Origin of the sequence: Methylomonas rapida (assembly GCF_024360925.2) — a bacterium.
Lineage (GTDB): Bacteria > Pseudomonadota > Gammaproteobacteria > Methylococcales > Methylomonadaceae > Methylomonas > Methylomonas rapida.
In genome coordinates, this window is record NZ_CP113517.1 from 743,117 (window position 1) to 765,122 (window position 22,006).

21 protein-coding genes are annotated in these 22,006 nt (G+C 53.6%); 10 read left to right on the forward strand and 11 right to left on the reverse strand.

Translation table 11 applies throughout. The features are described from left to right. The first annotated feature begins 15 nt into the window (after positions 1-15). From ubiB to alaS, 9 genes are all read left to right on the forward strand, one after another. Positions 16-1,584: a ubiquinone biosynthesis regulatory protein kinase UbiB gene (ubiB, locus tag NM686_RS03570; protein ID WP_269022369.1), complete on the forward strand. Its 1,569-nt coding sequence runs from the start codon at positions 16-18 to the stop codon at positions 1,582-1,584. Positions 1,585-1,870: 286 nt separating this feature from the next. Further along, entirely contained in the window at positions 1,871-3,415 is a 1,545-nt protein-coding gene (locus tag NM686_RS03575) for a 2-isopropylmalate synthase (RefSeq protein WP_255186516.1), read from the forward strand. 8 nt (positions 3,416-3,423) lie between these two features. After that, positions 3,424-4,350 carry a uracil-DNA glycosylase gene (locus tag NM686_RS03580; protein WP_255186517.1) on the forward strand — a complete coding sequence of 309 codons (927 nt, stop codon included), beginning with the start codon at positions 3,424-3,426 and terminating at the stop codon, positions 4,348-4,350. Positions 4,351-4,358: 8 nt separating this feature from the next. Further along, positions 4,359-4,913, forward strand: a complete 555-nt coding sequence (rimI, locus tag NM686_RS03585) for a ribosomal protein S18-alanine N-acetyltransferase (protein ID WP_255186518.1) — start codon at positions 4,359-4,361, stop codon at positions 4,911-4,913. 112 nt (positions 4,914-5,025) lie between these two features. Continuing rightward, complete coding sequence (recA, locus tag NM686_RS03590) at positions 5,026-6,081, forward strand: recombinase RecA (protein WP_255186519.1); 1,056 nt, start codon at positions 5,026-5,028, stop codon at positions 6,079-6,081. Beyond that, the gene (locus NM686_RS03595; RefSeq protein ID WP_255186520.1) at positions 6,044-6,598 is read left to right on the forward strand and encodes a regulatory protein RecX; all 555 of its coding nucleotides are present in this window, start codon (positions 6,044-6,046) and stop codon (positions 6,596-6,598) included. Before recA ends, NM686_RS03595 begins: the two co-directional genes overlap by 38 nt. 71 nt (positions 6,599-6,669) lie before the next feature. Continuing rightward, positions 6,670-7,449, forward strand: coding sequence for a hypothetical protein (locus NM686_RS03600; protein ID WP_255186521.1), 780 nt, complete (start codon positions 6,670-6,672; stop codon positions 7,447-7,449). Further along, positions 7,442-8,383, forward strand: coding sequence for a DNA-methyltransferase (locus NM686_RS03605; RefSeq protein ID WP_255186522.1), 942 nt, complete (start codon positions 7,442-7,444; stop codon positions 8,381-8,383). The genes NM686_RS03600 and NM686_RS03605 overlap by 8 nt, the downstream gene beginning before the upstream one ends. Positions 8,384-8,455: 72 nt before the next feature. Further along, positions 8,456-11,065 (forward strand): alanine--tRNA ligase, encoded by a 2,610-nt coding sequence (gene alaS, locus NM686_RS03610; protein ID WP_255186523.1) that lies wholly within the window; start codon positions 8,456-8,458, stop codon positions 11,063-11,065. A gap of 116 nt (positions 11,066-11,181) precedes the next feature. Here alaS and truD read toward each other — a convergent pair whose 3' ends face one another. The 11 genes from truD to accA form a co-directional block, all read right to left on the reverse strand. Beyond that, positions 11,182-12,228, reverse strand: coding sequence for a tRNA pseudouridine(13) synthase TruD (gene truD / locus NM686_RS03615; RefSeq protein WP_255186524.1), 1,047 nt, complete (start codon positions 12,226-12,228; stop codon positions 11,182-11,184). A gap of 78 nt (positions 12,229-12,306) precedes the next feature. Further along, complete coding sequence (ispF, locus tag NM686_RS03620) at positions 12,307-12,780, reverse strand: 2-C-methyl-D-erythritol 2,4-cyclodiphosphate synthase (protein ID WP_255186525.1); 474 nt, start codon at positions 12,778-12,780, stop codon at positions 12,307-12,309. Next, positions 12,777-13,472 (reverse strand): 2-C-methyl-D-erythritol 4-phosphate cytidylyltransferase, encoded by a 696-nt coding sequence (gene ispD / locus NM686_RS03625; RefSeq protein WP_255186526.1) that lies wholly within the window; start codon positions 13,470-13,472, stop codon positions 12,777-12,779. The genes ispF and ispD overlap by 4 nt, the downstream gene beginning before the upstream one ends. A 1-nt stretch (position 13,473) precedes the next feature. Beyond that, on the reverse strand, positions 13,474-13,743 hold the full coding sequence (locus tag NM686_RS03630) for a septum formation initiator family protein (protein ID WP_269022908.1): 270 nt from the start codon (positions 13,741-13,743) through the stop codon (positions 13,474-13,476). A 64-nt stretch (positions 13,744-13,807) separates the two neighbouring features. After that, entirely contained in the window at positions 13,808-15,091 is a 1,284-nt protein-coding gene (gene eno, locus NM686_RS03635; RefSeq protein WP_255188567.1) for a phosphopyruvate hydratase, read from the reverse strand. A 38-nt stretch (positions 15,092-15,129) separates the two neighbouring features. Further along, positions 15,130-15,969, reverse strand: a complete 840-nt coding sequence (gene kdsA / locus NM686_RS03640; protein WP_255186527.1) for a 3-deoxy-8-phosphooctulonate synthase — start codon at positions 15,967-15,969, stop codon at positions 15,130-15,132. Further along, positions 15,966-17,600: a CTP synthase gene (locus NM686_RS03645; RefSeq protein ID WP_255186528.1), complete on the reverse strand. Its 1,635-nt coding sequence runs from the start codon at positions 17,598-17,600 to the stop codon at positions 15,966-15,968. Before NM686_RS03645 ends, kdsA begins: the two co-directional genes overlap by 4 nt. Positions 17,601-17,711: 111 nt before the next feature. After that, complete coding sequence (locus NM686_RS03650) at positions 17,712-17,912, reverse strand: hypothetical protein (RefSeq protein WP_255186529.1); 201 nt, start codon at positions 17,910-17,912, stop codon at positions 17,712-17,714. A 2-nt stretch (positions 17,913-17,914) separates the two neighbouring features. Further along, positions 17,915-18,109: a hypothetical protein gene (locus tag NM686_RS03655; protein WP_255186530.1), complete on the reverse strand. Its 195-nt coding sequence runs from the start codon at positions 18,107-18,109 to the stop codon at positions 17,915-17,917. 33 nt (positions 18,110-18,142) lie between these two features. After that, positions 18,143-19,480 carry a tRNA lysidine(34) synthetase TilS gene (gene tilS, locus NM686_RS03660; protein ID WP_255186531.1) on the reverse strand — a complete coding sequence of 446 codons (1,338 nt, stop codon included), beginning with the start codon at positions 19,478-19,480 and terminating at the stop codon, positions 18,143-18,145. A gap of 44 nt (positions 19,481-19,524) precedes the next feature. After that, positions 19,525-20,499 carry an acetyl-CoA carboxylase carboxyl transferase subunit alpha gene (gene accA / locus NM686_RS03665; RefSeq protein WP_255186532.1) on the reverse strand — a complete coding sequence of 325 codons (975 nt, stop codon included), beginning with the start codon at positions 20,497-20,499 and terminating at the stop codon, positions 19,525-19,527. 134 nt (positions 20,500-20,633) lie between these two features. On the opposite strand from accA, the gene NM686_RS03670 reads away from it, so the two are divergent. After that, positions 20,634-21,890, forward strand: a complete 1,257-nt coding sequence (locus NM686_RS03670; protein WP_407942369.1) for a replication-associated recombination protein A — start codon at positions 20,634-20,636, stop codon at positions 21,888-21,890. The last annotated feature ends 116 nt before the right edge of the window (positions 21,891-22,006 follow it).

Genomic DNA, 22,006 nt, shown 5'->3' on the forward strand with positions numbered 1-22,006 from the left:
ATTTAAGGAATTGCTGTGATTCGCCCTAAAATTCTCATGCGCCTGATTCATATCAATTGGGTCATGATGTCTCATGGTTTGGATGAGATTGTGCTCAAAACGCACTTGTTTCGGCCGATTCGTTTCCTGGCCGTTTTTTCGCCGACCTATTGGTTGCGCAAGCCCACGGAATCCCGCGGTGTCCGTATTCGCCGTACCCTGGAAGACCTGGGGCCGATTTACGTCAAATTTGGGCAGACCTTGTCCACCCGTAAGGATTTATTGCCGGAAGACATCGCCGAGGAATTGGTCAAATTACAGGACAGGGTGCCGCCATTTCCAGCGGAAACCGCGCGGGCGATAATCGAGGAGCAATTGGGACAAAGCATAGAAGCGGCTTTCGACGAATTCGATCCTCAGCCTTTAGCCTCCGCTTCGGTAGCGCAGGTTCATACCGCTACACTCAAAACGGGCGAAAAAGTCATCGTCAAAGTCTTGCGGCCGGACATCGAAGGCAAGATTTATTCCGATGTCGGTTTGCTGTACGAACTGGCGCGGCTGGCCGAACGTTTCTGGAGCGATGCCAGACGCTTGCGTGCCTCGGAAGTCGTAGCGGAATTCGAAAAAACCATACTGGATGAACTGGACCTGCAGCGTGAAGCCGCCAATGCCAGCGCGATTCGCAATAACTTCAAAAATTCGGATTCCCTCTACATCCCGGAAATCCATTGGCCCTTATGCCGGCGCAAGGTGCTGGTGATGGAGCGCATATATGGCGTGCCGATTGGCGACATTCAAGCCTTGCGCGATGGTAAGGCTGATTTCAAGAAACTGGCCGAGCGCGGGGTGGAAATCTTTTTTACCCAGGTGTTTCGCGACAATTTTTTTCATGCCGATATGCATCCAGGCAATATTTTCGTCGATCTGCCGGACAAATATCTGGCGGTGGATTTTGGCATCGTCGGCAGCTTGTCCGATTCCGATCAACGCTATCTGGCCGAGAATTTCCTGGCGTTTTTCAATCATGATTACCGTAAGGTCGCGCGCATGCACATCGAATCCGGTTGGGTGCCTGCCACGACCCGGATAGAAGAGTTCGAGGCCGCGATTCGCAGCGTCTGCGAGCCCATCTTTGAAAAACCGCTGAAGGATATTTCGTTTGGCCTGTTGCTGTTACGCTTGTTCCAAACCGCGCGCCGTTTCGATATGGTGGTGCAGCCGCAATTGGTATTGCTGCAGAAAACCTTGTTGAACATCGAGGGCCTGGGGCGTCAGCTCTATCCCGATCTGGACTTGTGGCAAACCGCCAAGCCGTTCCTGGAGAATTGGTTCAAGCAACGCCTGGGACCGGCGGCGAAGGTAAAGGAGCTAATGGGTAAATTGCCGGAAATCACCGAGCAGTTGCCCGAAATTCCGAATTTGATATTCCAGGCCTTGCAAAGCAATGCTCAAATGCAGCAGCACATGCAACTGCAGCATCAAGAAATGGCGCTATTGCGTAAGCAGTTGCGGCGTAACAACAGAAGAACGCTATGGGCGATGCTGACTAGCGCGGCGATGATCGCCGCGGCGATGCTCATGCAATCGCCCTTGTTCCATGGCTAAACCGTATAAGCCTTGGAGAGTGGCGCATGTGCGAGTGCCGATGCAGTCGTTAGGCCCAAGCCATGCTTGAGCCTGAGAATGCAATGCAGTATAGTTCTACGCCATGAATACACAGCCGCGCTTCCAAACCTCTGTTTTCGTTGAACTGCCATCACTCGGCAGGCTATTGCTCGCCCTGTCTCTAAGACTGCTGCCCTGAGGGGCAAGCATTCTATCCGCACATAGTTAAAAGAACCTTTTTCTGTTTTTCGGCGCAAACAGCCGAACGCTTCATGACGGAGTTCTCATGAAAGACAAATTGATTATTTTTGATACGACCTTGCGCGATGGCGAGCAAAGTCCGGGTGCGTCGATGACGCGTGATGAAAAAGTCCGGATTGCCCGCGCCCTGGAGCGCATGCGGGTGGACGTGATCGAAGCCGGTTTTCCAGCCGCCAGCCAGGGCGACTTCGAGGCGGTGCAAGCCGTCGCCGACGCGATCAAGGACAGCACGGTGTGCGGTTTGGCCCGGGCCCTGGACAAGGACATCGATCGGGCCGGCGAAGCCTTGAAGGGCGCGAAAAGCTCGCGTATCCACACCTTCATCGCCACGTCGCCGATTCATATGGCGAAGAAACTGAACATGCAGCCGGATCAGGTTATCGAGTATGCGGTGCGTGCGGTGAAACGGGCGCGGCAATATACCGACAACGTCGAATTCTCGCCGGAAGATGCCGGTCGATCCGAAGAAGATTTCTTGTGCCGGATTTTGGAAGCGGTGATCGACGCCGGCGCCACCACGCTGAACATTCCGGACACGGTCGGCTACAGCATGCCGCAACAGTTCGGCGCGACGATCGCCAATCTGATCAACCGGATACCGAACTCGGACAAGGCGATTTTCTCGGTGCATTGTCATAACGACTTGGGCCTGGCGGTGGCCAACTCGTTGTCGGCTGTGATGAACGGCGCCCGTCAGGTCGAATGCACGATCAACGGCCTGGGCGAGCGTGCCGGCAATGCTTCGTTGGAAGAGGTGGTGATGGCCGTGCGCACGCGGCAGGATTTCTTTCCCTGCGATACCGGTTTGGATGCCCGCGAGATCGTCGCCTGTTCCAAATTGGTGTCATCGATTACCGGTTTCCCGGTACAGCCTAACAAGGCCATCGTCGGCGCCAATGCCTTCGCCCATGAATCCGGCATTCATCAGGACGGTGTATTGAAAAACCGCGAGACTTACGAAATCATGCGGGCAGAGGATGTGGGCTGGAGTACCAATCGCATGGTATTGGGCAAGCATTCCGGTCGTAACGCGTTCAAGACGCGCATGGCGGAATTGGGCGTGGAATTCGCCGGCGAAGCCGAGCTGAACGATGCGTTTTACCGTTTCAAGCAACTGGCCGACAAGAAACACGATATTTTCGACGAGGATTTACAGGCCTTGATTTCGGAACAAAGCTTCGAAGCCGAAGACGAGCACATCAAATTGGTGGCGTTGAAAGTGTGTTCCGAGACCGGTGAGGTACCGAATGCGACCGTGACCATTCTGGTCGATGGCAAGGAATTGACCGGTACGGCGGAAGGTGGCGGCGCGGTCGATGCCAGCCTGAAAGCCATTGAGAGCTTGGTGAAAACAGGCGCCACCCTGGCTTTGTATTCGGTCAACAACATCACCACGGGGACAGACGCTCAGGGCGAAGTGACCGTCAGGTTGGAAAGCGCTGGCCGCATCGTCAACGGTTCCGGGGCCGATACCGATATCGTGATCGCCTCGGCCAAAGCCTATATCAATGCGGTCAACAAACTGCAAAGCCCGGACAAAAGACAGCATCCGCAAAAAGGTGACGTCTAACGCCTGCGATGGATAACGCCACGCGCTTGCACTATCTGGAGGCGATGGGTATCGATGTCTGGGTTGCCAGGCATCGGCCTGTTGCCGCTGATTTTGCCGTCGTCCAACCGGTTGATGCACCGGAGCCACCGCCACCGGTACAGATGTCAATGGAAAAGCCTGTGCTGGCAGAAAGCCTGGCTTGGGAGGCGCAAGCCGAATCCTATCAATCCCAGCAAGATCATCCCGAGTCAGGTCTACACTCCGAATCGGTGTTTGTGGAAGTGCCTGAAGCATTGGATGTCGATCATGGCGAAAGCAATCAACATGGCACGCTTGAAGAGTTAAACGCTTGGCTGCCACCGTCTTCGGGTTTGTCTGCACGAAAGCAGGGCGATGAACTGGCCTGGAAAGCGCTAAAGCAAGAAGTGTCGGTTTGTCGTGCCTGCGGTTTGTGCGAAACCCGGACGCAAACCGTGTTCGGCGTCGGCAATCATCATGCCCGCTGGATGTTGATCGGCGAGGCACCCGGGCAGAATGAGGACCTGCAAGGCGAGCCCTTCGTCGGCAAGGCGGGGCAATTGCTGACCGAAATGTTGCGGGCGATCGGCTTGCGGCGCGAGGAGGTGTTCATCGCCAACATGTTGAAATGCCGGCCGCCGAACAATCGCGATCCGCAAGCCGATGAAGTGTTGGCCTGTCATGACTTTTTGCAGCGGCAAATCGCGCTGGTTCAACCCAAACTTATCGTCGCGGTTGGTCGTATTGCCGCGCAAAATCTACTCAAGACCCAGCAACCTTTGGCAAAATTACGCGGTATGTTGCACCATCTGGACGACTTTCCTTTGGTGGTGCTGCATCATCCGGCTTATCTGTTGCGCTCGTTGACAGAAAAAGCCAAGGCCTGGGACGACTTGCAATTTGCGTTGTCCGTTTATCAATCGCTAGAACAATAACCCTGACCATGTGGAAGCTACTGCATAAACTCAAAGATGCCGTGATTTACGATGCCGACCGGGAATTTTACGCCAAGGTATTTCCGGATTCGGTGGATAGCAAAGATTTGTTGAGACTACGCAAAATGGATCATGGCGATCTGCCCAGCGTGCTGAAAATCGAGGCATTGAATTACGAATTTCCGTGGTCCGAAGGCGTGTTCAAGGATTGTTTCCGGGCCATGAATTATGTGAATTGGGTCTGCGAAGCGCCGGAAGATGTCATCGTCGGCTATTGCATCATTTCGGTGATGGCGGGCGAGGCGCATATCATGAATATCAGCGTCAATCCTGATTTCCAGCGGCAGGGCGCGGGCCGTAAGATGATGGAGCATGTGATCGAATACGCACGTCCGCGCGCGGAAAAAATGTTTCTGGAAGTTCGCCCGAGCAATCCTAATGCCATGGCCTTGTACCGCAAGCTGGGTTTCCAGGAAATCGGCATTCGCAAAGGCTATTACCCGGCCAAGGGCGGGCGCGAAGACGCCATCATGTTTGCGCTGGATTTGGTGCCAATGTTATGAGCGTTTGAAGGGTGTGGCAAATTCGCGCGGGATGGTTTGATGCTGTTTTAGCGGCTGCTATCTGTGTGATAATGGTCAGCATTTTTCAGTCACAGATTTACCGGGTATAGATATGGACGAGAACAAGAAAAAGGCGCTGGGCGCCGCATTGATGCAAATCGAAAAACAATTCGGCAAAGGCTCTGTGATGCGGATGGGCGACGTAGCCGCCACCCGCGACATCGAAGTCGTGTCGACTGGTTCTTTGTCGGTGGACATCGCTTTGGGCTGCGGCGGCTTGCCACGCGGCCGTATCATCGAAATCTACGGCCCGGAATCGTCCGGCAAAACCACGTTGACGCTGCAAACCATCGCTCAGGTGCAGAAATTGGGCGGCACCGCGGCCTTCGTCGATGCCGAGCATGCACTCGACCCTGTCTATGCGCAGAAAATCGGCGTCAACATCGACGACTTGCTGGTGTCGCAGCCGGATACCGGCGAGCAGGCGCTGGAAATCACCGATATGCTGGTCCGCTCGGGCGCGGTCGATATCGTTGTCATCGACTCGGTGGCGGCCTTGACGCCGAAAGCCGAAATCGAAGGCGACATGGGCGACTCCCACATGGGCTTGCAAGCGCGTTTGATGTCGCAAGCCCTGCGTAAGCTAACCGCCAACATCAAGCGCTCGAATACTCTGGTGATATTCATTAACCAGCTCAGGATGAAGATCGGCGTGATGTTTGGCAATCCGGAAACCACCACCGGCGGTAATGCGCTGAAATTCTATGCCTCGGTGCGGATGGATATCCGCCGCATTGGTGCGATCAAGAAAGGCGACGAGGTGATCGGCAACGAGACTCGGGTCAAAATCGTCAAAAACAAAGTCGCACCGCCCTTCAAGCAAGCCGATTTCGAGATTTTGTACGGCGAAGGTGTCTCTTTCTACGGAGAACTGGTTGATCTGGGAGTTGAATACGGCTTTGTGCAGAAATCCGGCTCTTGGTACAGCTACGGCGATGAAAAAATCGGCCAAGGCAAGGATAATGCCAAACAATTTTTGAAAGACAACCCGAATAAAGCCGCCGAACTGGAAAAGGCGATTCGAGAAAAAGCCTTTGCCAAGTTAGCGACGCTGCCGGCGACAGCCCCCGATGCAGAAGACGACGCCGAGTTCATCGACGGCGATTGAGCGTCGCCAGCAGATCGAGGCGGTTTGTCTGCGCCTGCTGGCGCGGCGCGAACATAGCCGGCGAGAATTATTGGACAAGCTGGCGCTGAGAGGTTATCAGCGTGACGAAGTCGAACCGGTCATAGACGCTTTGGCGGAACGGGACTGGCAGAACGAAGAACGTTATGCGGAATGTTATGTTCGGCAGCGTATCCAAAATGGCTACGGCCCAATCCGAATACGCTACGAACTCCAGCAGCGCGGCATAGACGGTGCCGACCTGGATGCTCAAGCCGAGGAGCAGGGCGGTTGGCTCAATTTGGCGATGGCGGTCTATCTGCGCAAATACGACGAAGACACCTCGCTGACCCAAACCGAATGGCTGAAACGCAGCCGCTTCCTGCAACAGCGAGGCTTCAGCGGTGAGATGATCAAGGGCTTGTTTGCGGAATTGAAAATCAAGTTGAATCGGCGGTTGAAATCAGGTGAAACCGATTTTACTGATTGGGCGGCAGCAAAGCTGGAAATTAAAACTTGAATTCGATGAAAATTTGATTTGTTAGATTTGCAAGCATTATCTTCAAACTTATATAGCCACAAGAATTGTGAATGGCCTACGATAGCCAAAACTTTAAAATCCCTCGACAGAATTTTGATTACTCGGAGTGTTCATATTTTGTAACAGCGACGATTGAGGCGATCATTAAGGATGCCATCGATAAAGGACGGAACAAAATCGTTATAAATACCAATCTGAAGCTTGGTCTTCCGATGGAGAATATCAATAAAATTGCTGGGCCATTTGTTGAGGCGTGGGCGGCACAAACTTTTTATGATGTTCTGGAGGATCAGTCTAATAAATATCATTTGATTAATGTCGAAACCGTTGAACGTTTGCATATCGCTGATGTTATATTGCAATTTAGAAAGCAGAGGAAAATTGATAGTGGAGTTACTGCTGAAGTAGATGTTAAGGCGACGGCAGAAGATATAGAGTCAAGTGGTAAATCTCCAAATATTACGTCTTATGCGCGTATACGAACTGCTTATATTGAAGATCCTGATTATATATTTATAATTCTTTCTCTTAAGCACAGGGTATATTCAACTCGAAACAATATTACCGGGCTGATGGATGGAATTATGGAAGTCGTTGCGTACAATGCTTATGACTTGAAATTTCTATCTTCTAGGGATATTAGCTACAATCCTGCACTGGGAACAGGACAAATTCAGGTTAGAGATATTCATTATGTTGAACTTGAAGAGAGAACTACTTGGGAGTTTTGCCAATTGCTTGATCGCAAATATCTACAATCGGCTCGCCGTTCTTTTGACCAATGGTTAGTGCTGGCTAATAAAAATGGTTGGATAAAAGCCAATGATTAAGCAAGAAATAATTCTAGGAGATGCGGTTGATGTGATGCGAAAGCTTGAATCCGAGACCTTTGATCTGATCATCGCTGATCCTCCGTATAATCTAGGAAAGGATTATGGTAATAATCACGATATAAAAGGATTCGAAGAATATATCGATTTCTCAAGGTGTTGGCTTAAGGAATCTTGTAGATTACTAAAGCCCAATGGTAGTATTTATGTCTTTATGGGGTTTAGATTTATTTCGTATCTATATGATATTCTCGATAGGGATTTGGGAATGTTTTTTAATAGCTGGATTGTTTGGCATTACACTCAGGGCATGGGGAAGATAAAAGGATTTTCGCCGCGTCACGATGATATTCTTATGTTTACGAAGTCGAAAGATTTTATATTTAATTTGGACGATATTCGTGTTCCTCAAAAATACTATCGTGAACGAAATAATATGAGAGGTGCTAATCCTGGGGATGTATGGCAATTCTCTCATGTTCATTACTGTAATGAAAATCGACAAGATCACCCGACTCAAAAGCCTGAAGGATTAATAGAACGGATGGTGTTGGCGTCAAGCAACCAAGGTTCTATGGTTCTTGATCCATTTTTGGGAAGCGGGACTACTCTTAGGGTATGCCAGCAGCTTAATCGGAAAGGGATAGGAATTGAACTAAACCCGGTATACGTACAAATGTCCCAGGAGCGTTTGCTTAAGAAGTTCGATGGATTCGATAGTGTTGATCCGAGAATGGAGAGAGTACCGTTTGATTTACGCAATCATTCTATCCGAGAAGAGTATCTCAATAATCATAAACGTTGGTTTCTTAAAAATCATGAAAATGCAATAAAAGAGTTTGAGAAATCTGTCGAGTTACTTTATCCAAGTAAATCAGTAGAGCCGATTCAAACATCTTTATTTGAGCCAAAATCAAAATATTTAAAAAATTGATATAATAAATTATTCGAATTTTGTGCCTTTGAATTTATCAGGATTAACTCATACAACCCAAAAATAACCACCATGAAAAAAATGACCAGCGCCGAAATACGCGCCGCCTTTCTGGAATTCTTTCGCCAACGCGGCCACGCCGTGCGTCCGTCCAGCACACTGGTTCCGGGTAACGACCCGACCTTGCTGTTCACCAACGCCGGCATGGTGCAATTCAAGGACGTATTCCTCGGTCGCGAGAAAGTCGATTTCACGCGTGCCGCGACCAGCCAACGCTGCGTGCGGGCCGGCGGCAAGCATAACGACCTGGAAAATGTCGGTTACACAGCGCGTCACCATACCTTCTTCGAAATGCTGGGCAACTTCAGCTTCGGCGATTATTTTAAAAAAGACGCCATCCATTACGCCTGGGACTTTTTGACCAAGGAAATGGGCATCCCGCCCTCTAAATTGTGGGTGACGGTGTTCGACGAAGACTCGGAAGCCGAAGCGATCTGGCTGGAAGACGTCAAGATCGATCCCAACCGTTTCTCTCGCATCGGCGCCAAGGATAATTTCTGGTCTATGGGCGATGTCGGCCCGTGCGGCCCATGCACCGAGATTTTCTACGATCACGGCGAACACGTGGCTGGCGGTCCTCCGGGCAGTCCGGACGATGACGGCGACCGTTACATCGAAATCTGGAACCTGGTGTTCATGCAATACGAACGTGACAAGGACGGCAACCTGACGCCACTGCCGGCGCCGTCGGTCGATACCGGCATGGGTCTGGAGCGGATCGCCGCCGTGATGCAAGGCGTGCACAGCAACTACGAAATCGATATTTTCCAAAACCTGGTCAAAACCGCCGCCAGCCTGGCCGGCACGACCGATTTGAACAATAGCTCGCTCCGTGTAATCGCCGACCACATCCGCTCCTGCGCGTTTTTGGTCGCCGACGGGGTATTGCCGTCCAACGAAGGCCGCGGCTATGTGTTGCGCCGTATCGTGCGCCGGGCGATTCGCCACGGTTATCGCTTGGGCATTCAGGATACTTTCTTCTATAAACTGGTCGCACCGCTGGTCGCCGAAATGGGTGAAGCCTATCCCGAACTCGCCAAGGCACAGGAGCAGGTCGAACGGGTATTGAAAAAAGAAGAAGAGCGTTTTGCCGAAACCTTGGGCCAAGGCATGCGTATCCTGGAAAACTGTGTCGCTAAACTGGATGGGCACGTGATTCCCGGCGACGTGGTGTTCCTGCTCTACGATACTTACGGCTTCCCGGTCGATTTGACCGCCGACTTCGCCCGCGAGCATAACCTGAGCGTGGATCATGCCGGTTTCGAGGTCGAAATGAGCGCGCAGCGCGACCGTGCCCGTGCCGGCGGCCAGTTCGCGGCCGATTACGACCAGGACATCAAGCACGATAGCGTCACTGATTTTACCGGCTACCACAACCTGGAAGGCTCTGTGCGGATTCTGGGCTTGTTTAAAAAAGGCCAGCCGGTCGAAAGCCTGGAAGCCAGCGACGAGGGCGTGGTGATTCTGGACCAAACCCCGTTTTACGCCGAATCCGGCGGTCAAGTCGGGGACAGCGGCGTGATCGAATGTGCGGGCGGCGTGTTCGAAGTTACCGATACGCAAAAGCAGGGCGGCCAGTTGTTCCTGCATAAAGGCAAGGTTGTCAAAGGCGTCATCGCCGAAGGCCAAGCCTGTGAAGTCAGCGTCAATGCCGATACCCGCAAGGCTACCGAACGCAACCATTCGGCGACCCATTTATTGCATGCCGCGTTGCGTTCCGTACTGGGCGAACACGTGCAGCAGAAAGGTTCGTTGGTCAATGCCGAACGCCTGCGTTTCGACTTCTCGCATTTCGAACCGATGACTGTCGAGCAAATCGCCGCTGTCGAACGTATCGTCAACGAGCAAATCCGCGCCAACAACCCCGTTTGCGCGCAAGTCATGGCCAAGGATGACGCGGTCAAGGCCGGCGCGATGGCCTTGTTCGGCGAAAAATACGGCGACGAAGTGCGCGTTTTGACGATGGGGGATTTCTCGACCGAGTTGTGTGGCGGTACACACGTACAACGCACCGGCGACATCGGTCTACTCAAAATCATCGGCGAAACGGGCGTTGCGGCCGGCGTGCGCCGCGTCGAGGCCGTCACCGGGCAAGGCGCTTTGGAATGGATAGCGCAGCGCGAACAAGCCTTGAGCAATATTGCCGGCCTGCTGAAAGCCGCGCCGGACAAAACCGCCGACAAGGTACAGCAGTTGCTGGAGAAAAACCGCAATCTGGAAAAAGAACTGGAAAAACTGAAAGCCAAACTAGCCAGTTCGGCCGGCGACGAACTGACCAGCCAAGCGGTCGATGTCAATGGCGTCAAAGTGTTGGCCGTCAAATTGGATGACATCGATCCGAAAGCGCTACGCGATTTGGCTGATCAGCTGAAAAACAAACTTGGCAGCGCGGCGTTGGTACTGGCTGCCGTCAGCGGCGAAAAAGTCAGCCTATGCGCCAGCGTGTCAAAAGATGCCATGGATAAAGTCAAGGCTGGCGAACTGGTGAATTTCGTCGCCCTGCAAGTCGGCGGTAAAGGCGGCGGTCGCCCGGACATGGCGCAGGCCGGCGGCAATGATCCAAGCCTGTTGGCGGCGGCGCTACAAGCCGTGCCGGCGTGGGTCAAAGAACGACTCGGTTGAAGTGATTGCGGTGAAAGTCATTGTGGGAGCGAGGCCTTCATCGTGACGAAGGCGTCGCTCCCACGGAAAGCTTTTAATGCAGCTTTTTTGATGACCGCAGGCAATTGTCCTCAGACCTATTCGGTGCCGACGATTTCCCGCAATAAAGCCGTTGCGTAACTGCCGGCCGGTAACGCAAAAGACAGCTGCAAAATGTCATCGGCGGCAAAGTTCCAGCTCAGATTGTCCGGCAGCGCGCGTAATGCGCGGCGATCGCTTTGCATACCCTCTTTCAGTAATCCAGCCGCCAGGTCTTGATGGGAGGCGATGATGCGTTGCTCCAAAGCCAGTATTTCGCCGCTGGTGGGATTTTGGCCTTTGCCGAACAGCCAACCGGTCGGATGAAGGTCGCCGTTGGCGATGCGGTCTATCAACGCTTGATCCAGCGTATCGGCGTGAAAATAACTATTGGATTTATTGAGTTTGAACACGTCCCCCGGCAAGCCTTGGCGCCAGGTTTGCGTTCCCACCCGTTCCGCCAAAATCCAGTTGAACAGATAGGATCGCGCTGCGGATAAGTAAATCGAGCGTTGTTCGCGCTTGACCTTTTCGCCTTGAAACATCGCCAAGGCTTTGGCGATATTCTTGCCTTGATGGCCGAAACGCTGCTCGGCGAAATAATTGGGAAAACCCTGGGTTTTGATCCGCTGCAGCTGGTTTTCGGTTTGTGCGCGGTCGCCTTGCCAGTTTCGAACCAGAATGTTGAAACGGTTGCCGGCCAGTACGCCGCGTTTGAGTTTGCGGGCATGGCGGGTCATTTCCAGGATATTCAGCTTGTCTGATTCCAGCACTGACCAATCGGGATCTTCTTTGCCCGGTAGCCAGACACTGAACCATTGCCGGGTGCGGCCGTGACGATCTTTCAGGCCGGCATAGCCGATGTCGCGCTGTCTGACGCCGGCATGGCGGGCCAGCAAACGGGCGACATATTCGGTATTTTCACCGCTTTTTTCGATATGCAGGATCACGTGCTCGCCGCTGCCTTCGGTTTCGAAACCGAGGATTTCTTCGACGATGAAATCATCTGGCACGCTTTTGATGTTGCCTTTGCTGGTTGGTCCACCATAGGCATAAGGCCAGTTTGGCAGGGCGGATTCTGTTTTGTCGCTATCGATTTCTGTCATCTAATCAGTGCAATAGCTGAAGCTGTTGCACGCCAATTCAGGACTGAAAAAGCTTTAGTTTTTTCCTGCATAAAAGCGTTAGCGTTCTATCAACACCACAGCCTGCACGGCGATGCCTTCCTTACGGCCCTCAAAACCCAGTTTCTCGGTCGTCGTGGCTTTGACGTTGATGAAATCGACATCGGTTTCCAGATCGGCGGCAATGTTGGCGCGCATGCCGGGCACGTGTGGCAGCATCTTCGGCGCCTGAGCGATGATGGTCACGTCGGCGTTGATTAGTTTATAGCCTTTTTCCTTGACGATGCCGTACACGTGGCGCAGTAGCACCCTGCTGTCGGCGCCCTTGAAATTGGGGTCGGTGTCCGGGAAATGTTTGCCGATGTCGCCCAAAGCTGCCGCGCCCAGGATCGCATCGGCCAATGCGTGCAACACGACGTCACCGTCGGAATGGGCTTCCAGGCCTTTTTCATAAGGGATTTTGACGCCGCCCAGAATGATGTGGTCGCCGTCGTTGAAACGGTGCACGTCGTAACCCATGCCTACGCGTATCATGCTTGTTGCTCCATGTAAAATTGTGCCAGGGCCAAATCTTCCGGGCGGGTGATTTTGATGTTGTCCGGGCGGCCTTCGACGATCTTGGGTTTGTAGCCCAATAGCTCTAGCGCGCTAGCTTCGTCGGTGACGGCCGGATTGCCTTCGGTTTGTTGTAGCGCGTCGCGCAACATGCCGTATTTGAACATTTGCGGCGTCAAGGCGCGCCAGACATGTTTTCTATCGATTGTCGCAGTGATGGTGTCGTCATCCACATGCTTTAACGTATCATGCGAACTCAAGGCCAGGATGCCGCCGACACCATCGTTTTTGAGTGTCTCTATTTGCAGATGAATGTCCGCAGTCGTCAGGCAAGGGCGGGCGGCGTCATGCACCAGCACCCAATCGTCTTCGCTGGCCAAGTCTTTCAAGGCTTTTAATGCAGACAATACCGAATCGGCGCGTTCCTTACCGCCCGGCGCGGTGATGACGTCGGAGTGTTTGGATATGGACAGTTCCGGCCAATAGGGGTCTTCGACGGAAATCGCCACCGCAACTTTTTGGAAGGCGCCGGACTCCAGTAGTCGAGTCAGTGTGTGTTCTATGACGGTTTTGCCGGCCAAAGGCAGATATTGTTTGGGGCGGTCGGCTTGCATGCGTTTGCCGACGCCGGCGGCGGGCACGACGGCCCAGCATTGGACTGTTGGTTTCATGCTATTCCAGCACTTGAAAGAAGGTTTCGTTTTCTTTGATCATGCCCAGTTCGTAGCGGGCGCGTTCTTCGATGGTTTCCAGGCCGCGGCGCAAATCCAGCACCTCGGCGTATAGCGCGTCATTGCGCTCCTGTTTTTCCTGGATTTCCTTGTTCAATTCCTCTAGGCGTTCGCGATATTCGCCGATTTGCGCAACGCTGGCGTCACCGAACCACAACCGATACTGGAAGTGGATGATCAGCGCAATGATGAGGATGATGATGGATTTAATGGTGGTATCTCGGTAAAGGCCGGGTTATGCCTAAAAGCATAACCCGGTTCGTGCAAGCTGAATATTAACCCAGCATTTTGAACGCGCTGCGGCCGGCGTATCTGGCTTTGGCGCCCAACTCGTCTTCGATTTTCATCAGACGGTTGTATTTGGCAACACGGTCGGAACGGCTCAATGAACCCGTTTTGATTTGGCCTGTGCCGGTCGCGACGACCAGATCCGCGATGGTGGTGTCTTCGGTTTCGCCTGAACGGTGAGAAACCACGGCGCTGTAACCCGCGGCTTTGGCCATGTCGATTGCGGCTAAAGTTTCGGTCAGGGTGCCGATTTGGTTGACCTTGATCAGGATCGAGTTGGCGATGCCTTTTTCGATGCCTTCTTTCAGGATGGCAGGGTTGGTTACGAACAAGTCGTCGCCGACCAATTGAATGCGGTTACCCAGTTTTTCGGTTTGATATTTCCAGCCGTCCCAGTCGTTTTCGTCCAGGCCGTCTTCGATCGAGATGATGGGATATTTGTCTACCCAAGCCGCCAGGAAGTCGACCATTTCTTCGGAAGTGAAGCTTCTGTTTTCGGCGGACAGGAAGTATTTGCCGTTTTCGAAATATTCGGAAGCGGCGGCGTCCATACCCAGATAGATGTCTTGGCCTGCTTTGTAGCCGGCTTTTTCGATCGCTTCCAGGATGACTTCGATGGCTTCTTCGTTGGAACGCAGGTTAGGGGCGAAACCGCCTTCGTCGCCGACGGTGGTGGTCAGGCCTTTGCCTTTCAAGACTTTGGCCAGGTTATGGAACACTTCGGCGCCGTAACGGATCGCTTCGCGGAAAGTCGGCGCACCGACCGGCAGAATCATGAATTCTTGCAAATCGACGCTGTTGTCGGCGTGCGAACCGCCGTTGATGATGTTCATCATCGGCACCGGCAACACGAATTCGCCGCTTTTGTTCATGAATTGATACAACGGTTTGCCGGCTTCTTGCGCGGCGGCGCGGGCGGCGGCCATAGAAACGCCCAGGATGGCGTTGGCGCCCAGTTTACTTTTCGCGTTGGTGCCATCTAGCTCGATCATTTTTTGGTCCAGTTCGGCTTGCTTGCTGGCATCCATGCCGATCACGGCTTCGCGTAATACGGTGTTGACGTTGTTGACGGCGGTCAGCACGCCTTTGCCCAGATAACGGGATTTGTCGCCGTCGCGCAATTCGATGGCTTCGCGTTCACCGGTGGATGCGCCCGATGGCACCATTGCGCTGCCGACCACGCCGGAATCCAAATAAACTTCGGCCTCGACGCTCGGGTTGCCGCGAGAGTCCAGGATTTCTCTAGCTTTTACATCAACGATTCTCATGATCTTCAATTGCTCCGTGGTATGGATGGATAAGATGTTGGTTATTGGTTTAAAGTGGTTTCGATGAACGGGCCGGCTTTGACTGCGCGGTCTATCGTCATCAACGTTTCCAGCAGTTCTTTCATGCGGTGCAGCGGCCAGGAGTTCGGGCCGTCGCTGAGGGCTTCCTCGGGTTTGGGATGGGTTTCCATGAACAAGCCGGCAATGCCTACGGCGGTTGCCGCGCGCGCCAACACCGGCACATGTTCGCGCTGGCCGCCCGAGCAACTGCCTTGGCCGCCCGGTAATTGCACCGAGTGGGTGGCGTCGAACACGACAGGGCACTCAGTGTCGCGCATCACGGCCAGTGAGCGCATGTCGGACACCAGATTGTTATAACCGAAAGAGACGCCGCGCTCGCAAACCATGATCTTGTCGTTGCCGGTGGCTTTGGCCTTGGTCACGACGTTGCCCATGTCCCAGGGCGCCATGAACTGGCCTTTCTTGATGTTGACCGGTTTGCCTTGGGCCGCGACGCTTTGGATGAAATTGGTTTGGCGGCACAAAAAGGCGGGCGTTTGCATCACGTCGACGACGGCAGCCACTTCAGCCAGTGGGGTGTCCTCGTGCACGTCAGTCAGTACCGGTACGTTCAATTGCTGTTTGACCTTTTCCAGAATCTGCAAACCGGTTTCCAGGCCCAAGCCGCGAAAGCTGGTCATCGATGAGCGGTTGGCTTTGTCGAACGAGGATTTGTAGATGAACGGAATGCCCAACTCGGTGGTGATTTCCTTCAGCTTGCCTGCGGTATCCAGTGTCATTTGTTCGCTTTCGATCACGCAAGTGCCGGCGATCAGGAAAAGCGGTTTGTCCAGGCCGACTTCGAAGTTACATAATTTCATGCTGTACCTTGTGTTTTGTGTTTGGCGGCTGCTTCGACGAAGCCCGAAAATAGGGCGTGGCCGTTACGTGGCGTCGAGGTGAATTCGGGATGGAACTGGCAGGCCAGGAACCAGGGGTGTTCGGGTAGTTCGATGATCTCCACCAGGCGGCCGTCCAGAGACTTGCCGGAAAATTTCATGCCGGCCGCTTCCAATTGTTTCAAGTATTGATTGTTGAACTCGTAGCGGTGGCGGTGGCGTTCGGTGATGACGTCTTTTTGATACAGCTCGAACGCCAAAGAGTCGGCCTTCAGGCGGCATTTTTGCGCACCCAGACGCATCGTGCCGCCCAAGTCGGAATCTTCGTCGCGCGTGACCAGTTCGCCGGCTTCATCCATCCATTCGGTGATCAAGCCGATCACAGGGTGGGGGCTTTTGGGCAAGAATTCGGTGCTGTGCGCGCCTTCCAGACCAACCACGTTACGGGCGAATTCGATCACCGCCGATTGCATGCCGAGGCAAATGCCCAGGTACGGAATCTTGTTCTCGCGGGCAAAGCGTACCGTGGAAATCTTGCCTTCCACGCCGCGCTCGCCGAAGCCGCCTGGCACCAGAATCGCGTCGACGTTCTTCAATTTGGAGGTGCCTTCGGCTTCTATGGTTTCGGAGTCGATGTAGCTGATTTGTACCTTGTGCCGAGTGTGTATGCCGGCATGAATCAGGGCTTCATTCAGTGACTTGTAGGCATCGGTGTGGTCGACGTATTTGCCGACGATGGCGATGCTGACTTCATCGGTCGGATGCGTCAGGCCATCGACGACTTTTTCCCAGGCCGATAAATCGGCTGGCGGCACGTCCAGGCGCAACTGATCGACCACGAGATCGTCCAGGCCTTGTTCGCGCAGCAGTAGTGGAATACGGTAGATGGTGTCGGCATCGATCGCCGAAATGACGGCTTTCTCGGCGACGTTGGTAAATAGCGCGATCTTGCGGCGTTCACTGGCTGGGATCGGTTGTTCGGAACGACAGATCAAAATGTCCGGCTGAATCCCGATGGTGCGCAGCTCTTTGACCGAATGCTGGGTGGGCTTGGTCTTCAGTTCGCCGGCCGATTTGATGTAAGGCACCAGCGTCAAATGAATGAACAAGGCGCGGTCATGGCCTAGTTCCACGCCCATCTGGCGTATGGTCTCCAAAAATGGCAGCGATTCGATGTCGCCAACCGTGCCGCCGACTTCGATCAAGGCCACATCCTTGCCTTCGGCGCTTTCATACACCCGGCGTTTGATTTCGTCGGTGATATGCGGAATGACTTGCACGGTCGCGCCGAGATAATCGCCTTTGCGCTCGTTGCGCAATACTTGCTCGTAAACCTGGCCGGTGGTGAAGTTGTTTTTCTTGGTCATCGTGGTTTTCAAAAACCGTTCGTAATGGCCAAGGTCCAAATCGGTTTCGGCACCGTCTTCGGTCACGAACACCTCGCCGTGTTGAAACGGGCTCATGGTGCCGGGGTCGACGTTGATATAAGGATCAAGTTTAGTGATAGTGACTTTGAGGCCGCGGTCTTCCAGAATCGCCGCCAGGGAGGAGGCGGCTATCCCTTTTCCCAAGGATGACACCACGCCGCCGGTGATAAAGATGAATTTTGTCATGAACGTTTTGCGCCCTGTTTAGCGAATAGCAAGGGAGGTCGGAAAAGACGCAAATTTTATCAGTTTTATGCTGGGTTTGCCGTTTTAATTCAGCCGATCCAGGCTTGGCTTTCATAGGTTTTGCTTGACGTCGGCCCGTAGATTGGGCCAGCGGCAGAACGCAAACACCCAAATCATGATGATATTGACGACCGGTATCAGCAAGGTCAACGTCCACCAGCCGTCCAGGCCGGCTTTCAGCAGGATTTTGTAGCCTAGCCACAGGATGAACAGACTGAAAAGGATTACCAGAGTATAAAAAAACAGCATCATGATCAGCGCTCCTGTCTTGCGTTGGGCCAGTCCATGAAGGCCAGTTGCAGGAAGACGATCAACAAGCCAAAACCCGGTAGAAACACCAGGGCGGCCCACATCGGATTCAAGCCGGCTTTTTTATAGATCACTAGGGTCGGAATCACGATCATCAAACCGACGATCACGACTTGCAGTATTTCAGGCACCATGAGCATTGTTAGTCTCCAGAGCTTATTTAAGGCTAATCATCACATGCTTTGGCCGAGCTGCCAAGTCACTTGATAACAGCCGTCAGTCTTGGTTTGTAAGGCCCATTCCGCAATCCATAAGCCCGGCACGGCGGCCAGACGGTCATCCAGATAGAGCAAAGGGCGGGCTTCGCGTTCCCAGGGTGGAATGCCGGCTTCCTGAAACAGTTTTTTCAAGTCGTGGTGGCCTTGGCGGCCAGGAAGCTTGAGTTTTTCCCCGCCACTACGCGGCTTTAACGTAATTTTGCTGCTATGCCATAGTAATTGATCGATGCCGGATGGTGCTATGACGCGCGTCAATTCATAACCATTCGTTAGTGACAGACTGGTTTGGTCGCAAGGCCAGTCGTGCGTGCCCGTTAATTTGAGCAGTTGTTGGGGATGCAGGCAATGCAGGCGTTGCCGGAATTTTTTTAGCACCCGGCCTTGTATCAAAATTTGCGGATTGGCGTCGTCTCTCGCCTGTATCAATTGCTGGCTGATGGACTGCAGCAATGCCTGGTTGGGTGGTTTCAATCCCTGGTTTTGTAACCAATGCCGCAACAGCCAGTTTGCCTGAGTATCGTTAAATTCGGAGAGTTTATCGAGCGCCAAACATCTAGTAGTGGGCTCCATCAGTTGTGACAGTGTTTGATTGGCCCAACCAGTCAATAATTCGACTGCTTCTCCGCAATGGCGGGCGCTACGGGCAATGGTTTTATCCAGCGAGGGCCAGCGCTGTTTCAATAACGGCACGATTTCATTACGGAGCAGGTTGCGATCGAAATCGCTGTGCTGGTTGCTGGGGTCTTCCACCCATTGCAGGTTGTGCCGCGCCGCATAGGTTTGGATTTCCGATTTGCTCACGTCCAGCAAGGGGCGAATCAGGCTGCCCAAGCCAAAAGCGGCCTTGATCGGCATGGCGGCCAAACCTTGAATCCCGGCGCCACGAAATAATTGCAGTAGCATGGTTTCCATTTGATCTTCCCGATGCTGCGCCGTCAATAACACATCGTCCTCTTGGGTCAGTTTTTCCAGGGCTCGATAACGGGCGTTGCGGGCCGCGGCTTCCGGGCTTTCGCCATTCGAGGCCCTGGCGTCCACTTGCAAGCTACAAAAGGCTACGCCCAGCGCCTCGGCTTGTTGGCGGCAATGTACGGTCCAATCCGCCGAAGCCGCTTGCAGGCCATGATCGACATAAACCGTGACGATGCGGTCGCGCCATTGGGATTGCGTTGCCAAAAGATGCAGCAGGACGTGGGAGTCGATGCCGCCGCTGTAGGCGATATAAAGAGTGCCGAAGGAAGTCGGCAACAGTGGGGCAATGCTTTGAAAATCCAACACGGGCGTTTTGCGCATAAAAAAGGCCGGGTTGAGCGGCCTTTCGATGCAGCGCTTTTGCTTTATTTCACCGGCTCTTCGATGAAGGCGCCGAAACGCATGATGCGCTGATAACGATTTTCCAGCATTTTCTCCATGTTCAGCACTTCCAGATTCAATTCGTCCAAATGACGCAGCAAGGCTTCGCGCAGATTTGCAGCGACTTTTTCGAAATTGCGATGGCCACCACCGATGGGTTCGCGCACCACTTCATCCAAAAAGCCTTGCTCGCGCACGCGGTCGGAGGTAATGCCCATGGCTTCCGCGGCCAGTTGGGCCTTGTCGGCGCTTTTCCACAGAATCGAGGCGCAACCTTCAGGTGAAATCACCGCATAGGTGCTGTATTCCAGCATCAATAAACGGTCGCCGACGCCGATCGCCAATGCACCACCGGAGCCACCTTCGCCGATGACGGTGCAAATGATAGGTGTTTTAAGCTTGGACATTTCGAACAGGTTGCGGGCGATGGCCTCACTTTGCCCGCGTTCTTCGGCGCCGATACCGGGATAAGCGCCAGGTGTGTCGATCAGGCAGATGATCGGTAGTTTGAAACGCTCGGCCATTTTCATGACGCGCAAAGCCTTACGATAGCCTTCCGGACGCGGCATGCCGAAATTGCGATAAATCTTTTCCTTGGTGTCGCGGCCTTTTTGATGGCCGATGATGACGATAGGTTGACCTTCCAATCTGGCCAGGCCGCAAACGATGGCGGGATCGTCGGCGTAGGCCCGGTCGCCATGCAGTTCGTGGAAATCGGTGAACATCAGATTGATGTAATCCAGCGTATAAGGACGGCCGGGGTGACGGGACAATTGCGAAATCTGCCAGTCCGTCAGGTTGCTGAAAATCTGTTCGGTCAGGTTTTCGCATTTTTGTTCGAGCTGTTTCAGGGTGTCGGAGATATCGAAATTGTTGTCTAGCTCCACCTTGCGCAGCTCTTCGATCTTGGCTTGCAACTCGGCGATGGGCTGTTCGAAGTCTAAGAATTTTAAATCCATGTCAATCCGGCGTCAGAATCAATAAAATGGTGGGCAATTCTAATGAAAAAAGCCGCCATTGCCTATCTGTTTTACTTGTCATGACAAACGCTTACTCCCACACAGCCACTCCCGATGCACCTTTGGCAGCCAGAATGCGGCCGACGACGCTGGATGAATTCATCGGCCAACAGCATTTATTGGCCAAGGGTAAATCGCTGCGCGCGTCGATAGAGCAGGGCGTGCCCCATTCCCTGGTGTTTTGGGGGCCGCCTGGCGTCGGTAAAACCACCTTGGCCAAGATCATCGCCGCCAGCGCGCACTGTCATTTCATCGAGTTGTCGGCGGTGATGGCCGGTGTCAAGGAGATTCGCGCGGCGGTGGCCGAGGCCGAGGAGGTCAAGCTGACCCGCAACCTGAACACCGTGCTGTTCATCGACGAGATCCACCGCTTCTCGAAAAGCCAGCAGGATTTGTTGCTGGCGCCGATCGAGAATGGCGCCGTCATACTGTTTGGCGCCACTACCGAAAATCCATCCTTTGAATTGAACAACGCGCTGTTGTCTAGGCTGCGGATTTACGTGATGCGCAGCATAGAGCCAGAGGCTTTGGTGGAACTGCTGAAAAATGCCTTGACCGACAAGCGGCGTGGCTTGGGCGAGCGCAACCTGACCATTGCGCCCGAAGTATTGGAGATGATCGCCAAAGCCGCCGACGGCGATGCGCGTCGCTGCTTGAATATTCTGCAAATCGCCGCCGATCTGGCCGAAACCGTCGATGGACAGGAAGTCGTCAATCGCGAGGTGCTGGATGAAGTATTGCAAGGCCACGCTGCCCGCTTCGATAAAGGCGGCGACATTTTTTACGATCAGATTTCTGCATTGCATAAGTCTGTGCGTGGCACCGATCCCGACGCCGCCTTGTATTGGTTTTGCCGGATGCTGGACGGCGGCTGTGACCCGTTATACATCGCCCGCCGTGTCGTGCGGATGGCCTCGGAAGACATCGGCAACGCCGACCCGCGAGGCCTGGAATTGGCCTTGAACGCGGCGCATGCTTACGAGAGGCTGGGCAGTCCGGAAGGCGAGCTATCGTTGGCGCAAGCCATCGTCTATCTGGCCTGTGCGCCGAAAAGCAATGCAGTTTATGTGGCTTACAAGGCGGCGATGGCAGATGCCAGGAATAGCGGTTCGCTGGAAGTGCCGATCCATCTGCGCAATGCGCCGACCAAGCTGATGAAGGAACTGGGACACGGCGCCGAATACCGCTACGCCCACGACGAGGCTCACGCCTTTGCCGCCGGGGAGAATTACTTTCCGGAACAACTGAAAGGCAGGCGCTATTACTTCCCGGTCGAGCGCGGATTGGAGATCAAGATCAAGGATAAATTGGCGTTTTTACGCAAGTTGTAACTGCTCATTGAGCAGTTTTAATGCCCTCTGCTTGGCGGGGCGGGCGGACGTCGAATAGCTTCCGCCACATTGTCAAAAAGACCTTCAGCGATTAAAACCGGCAGGCAGCAAGCCTG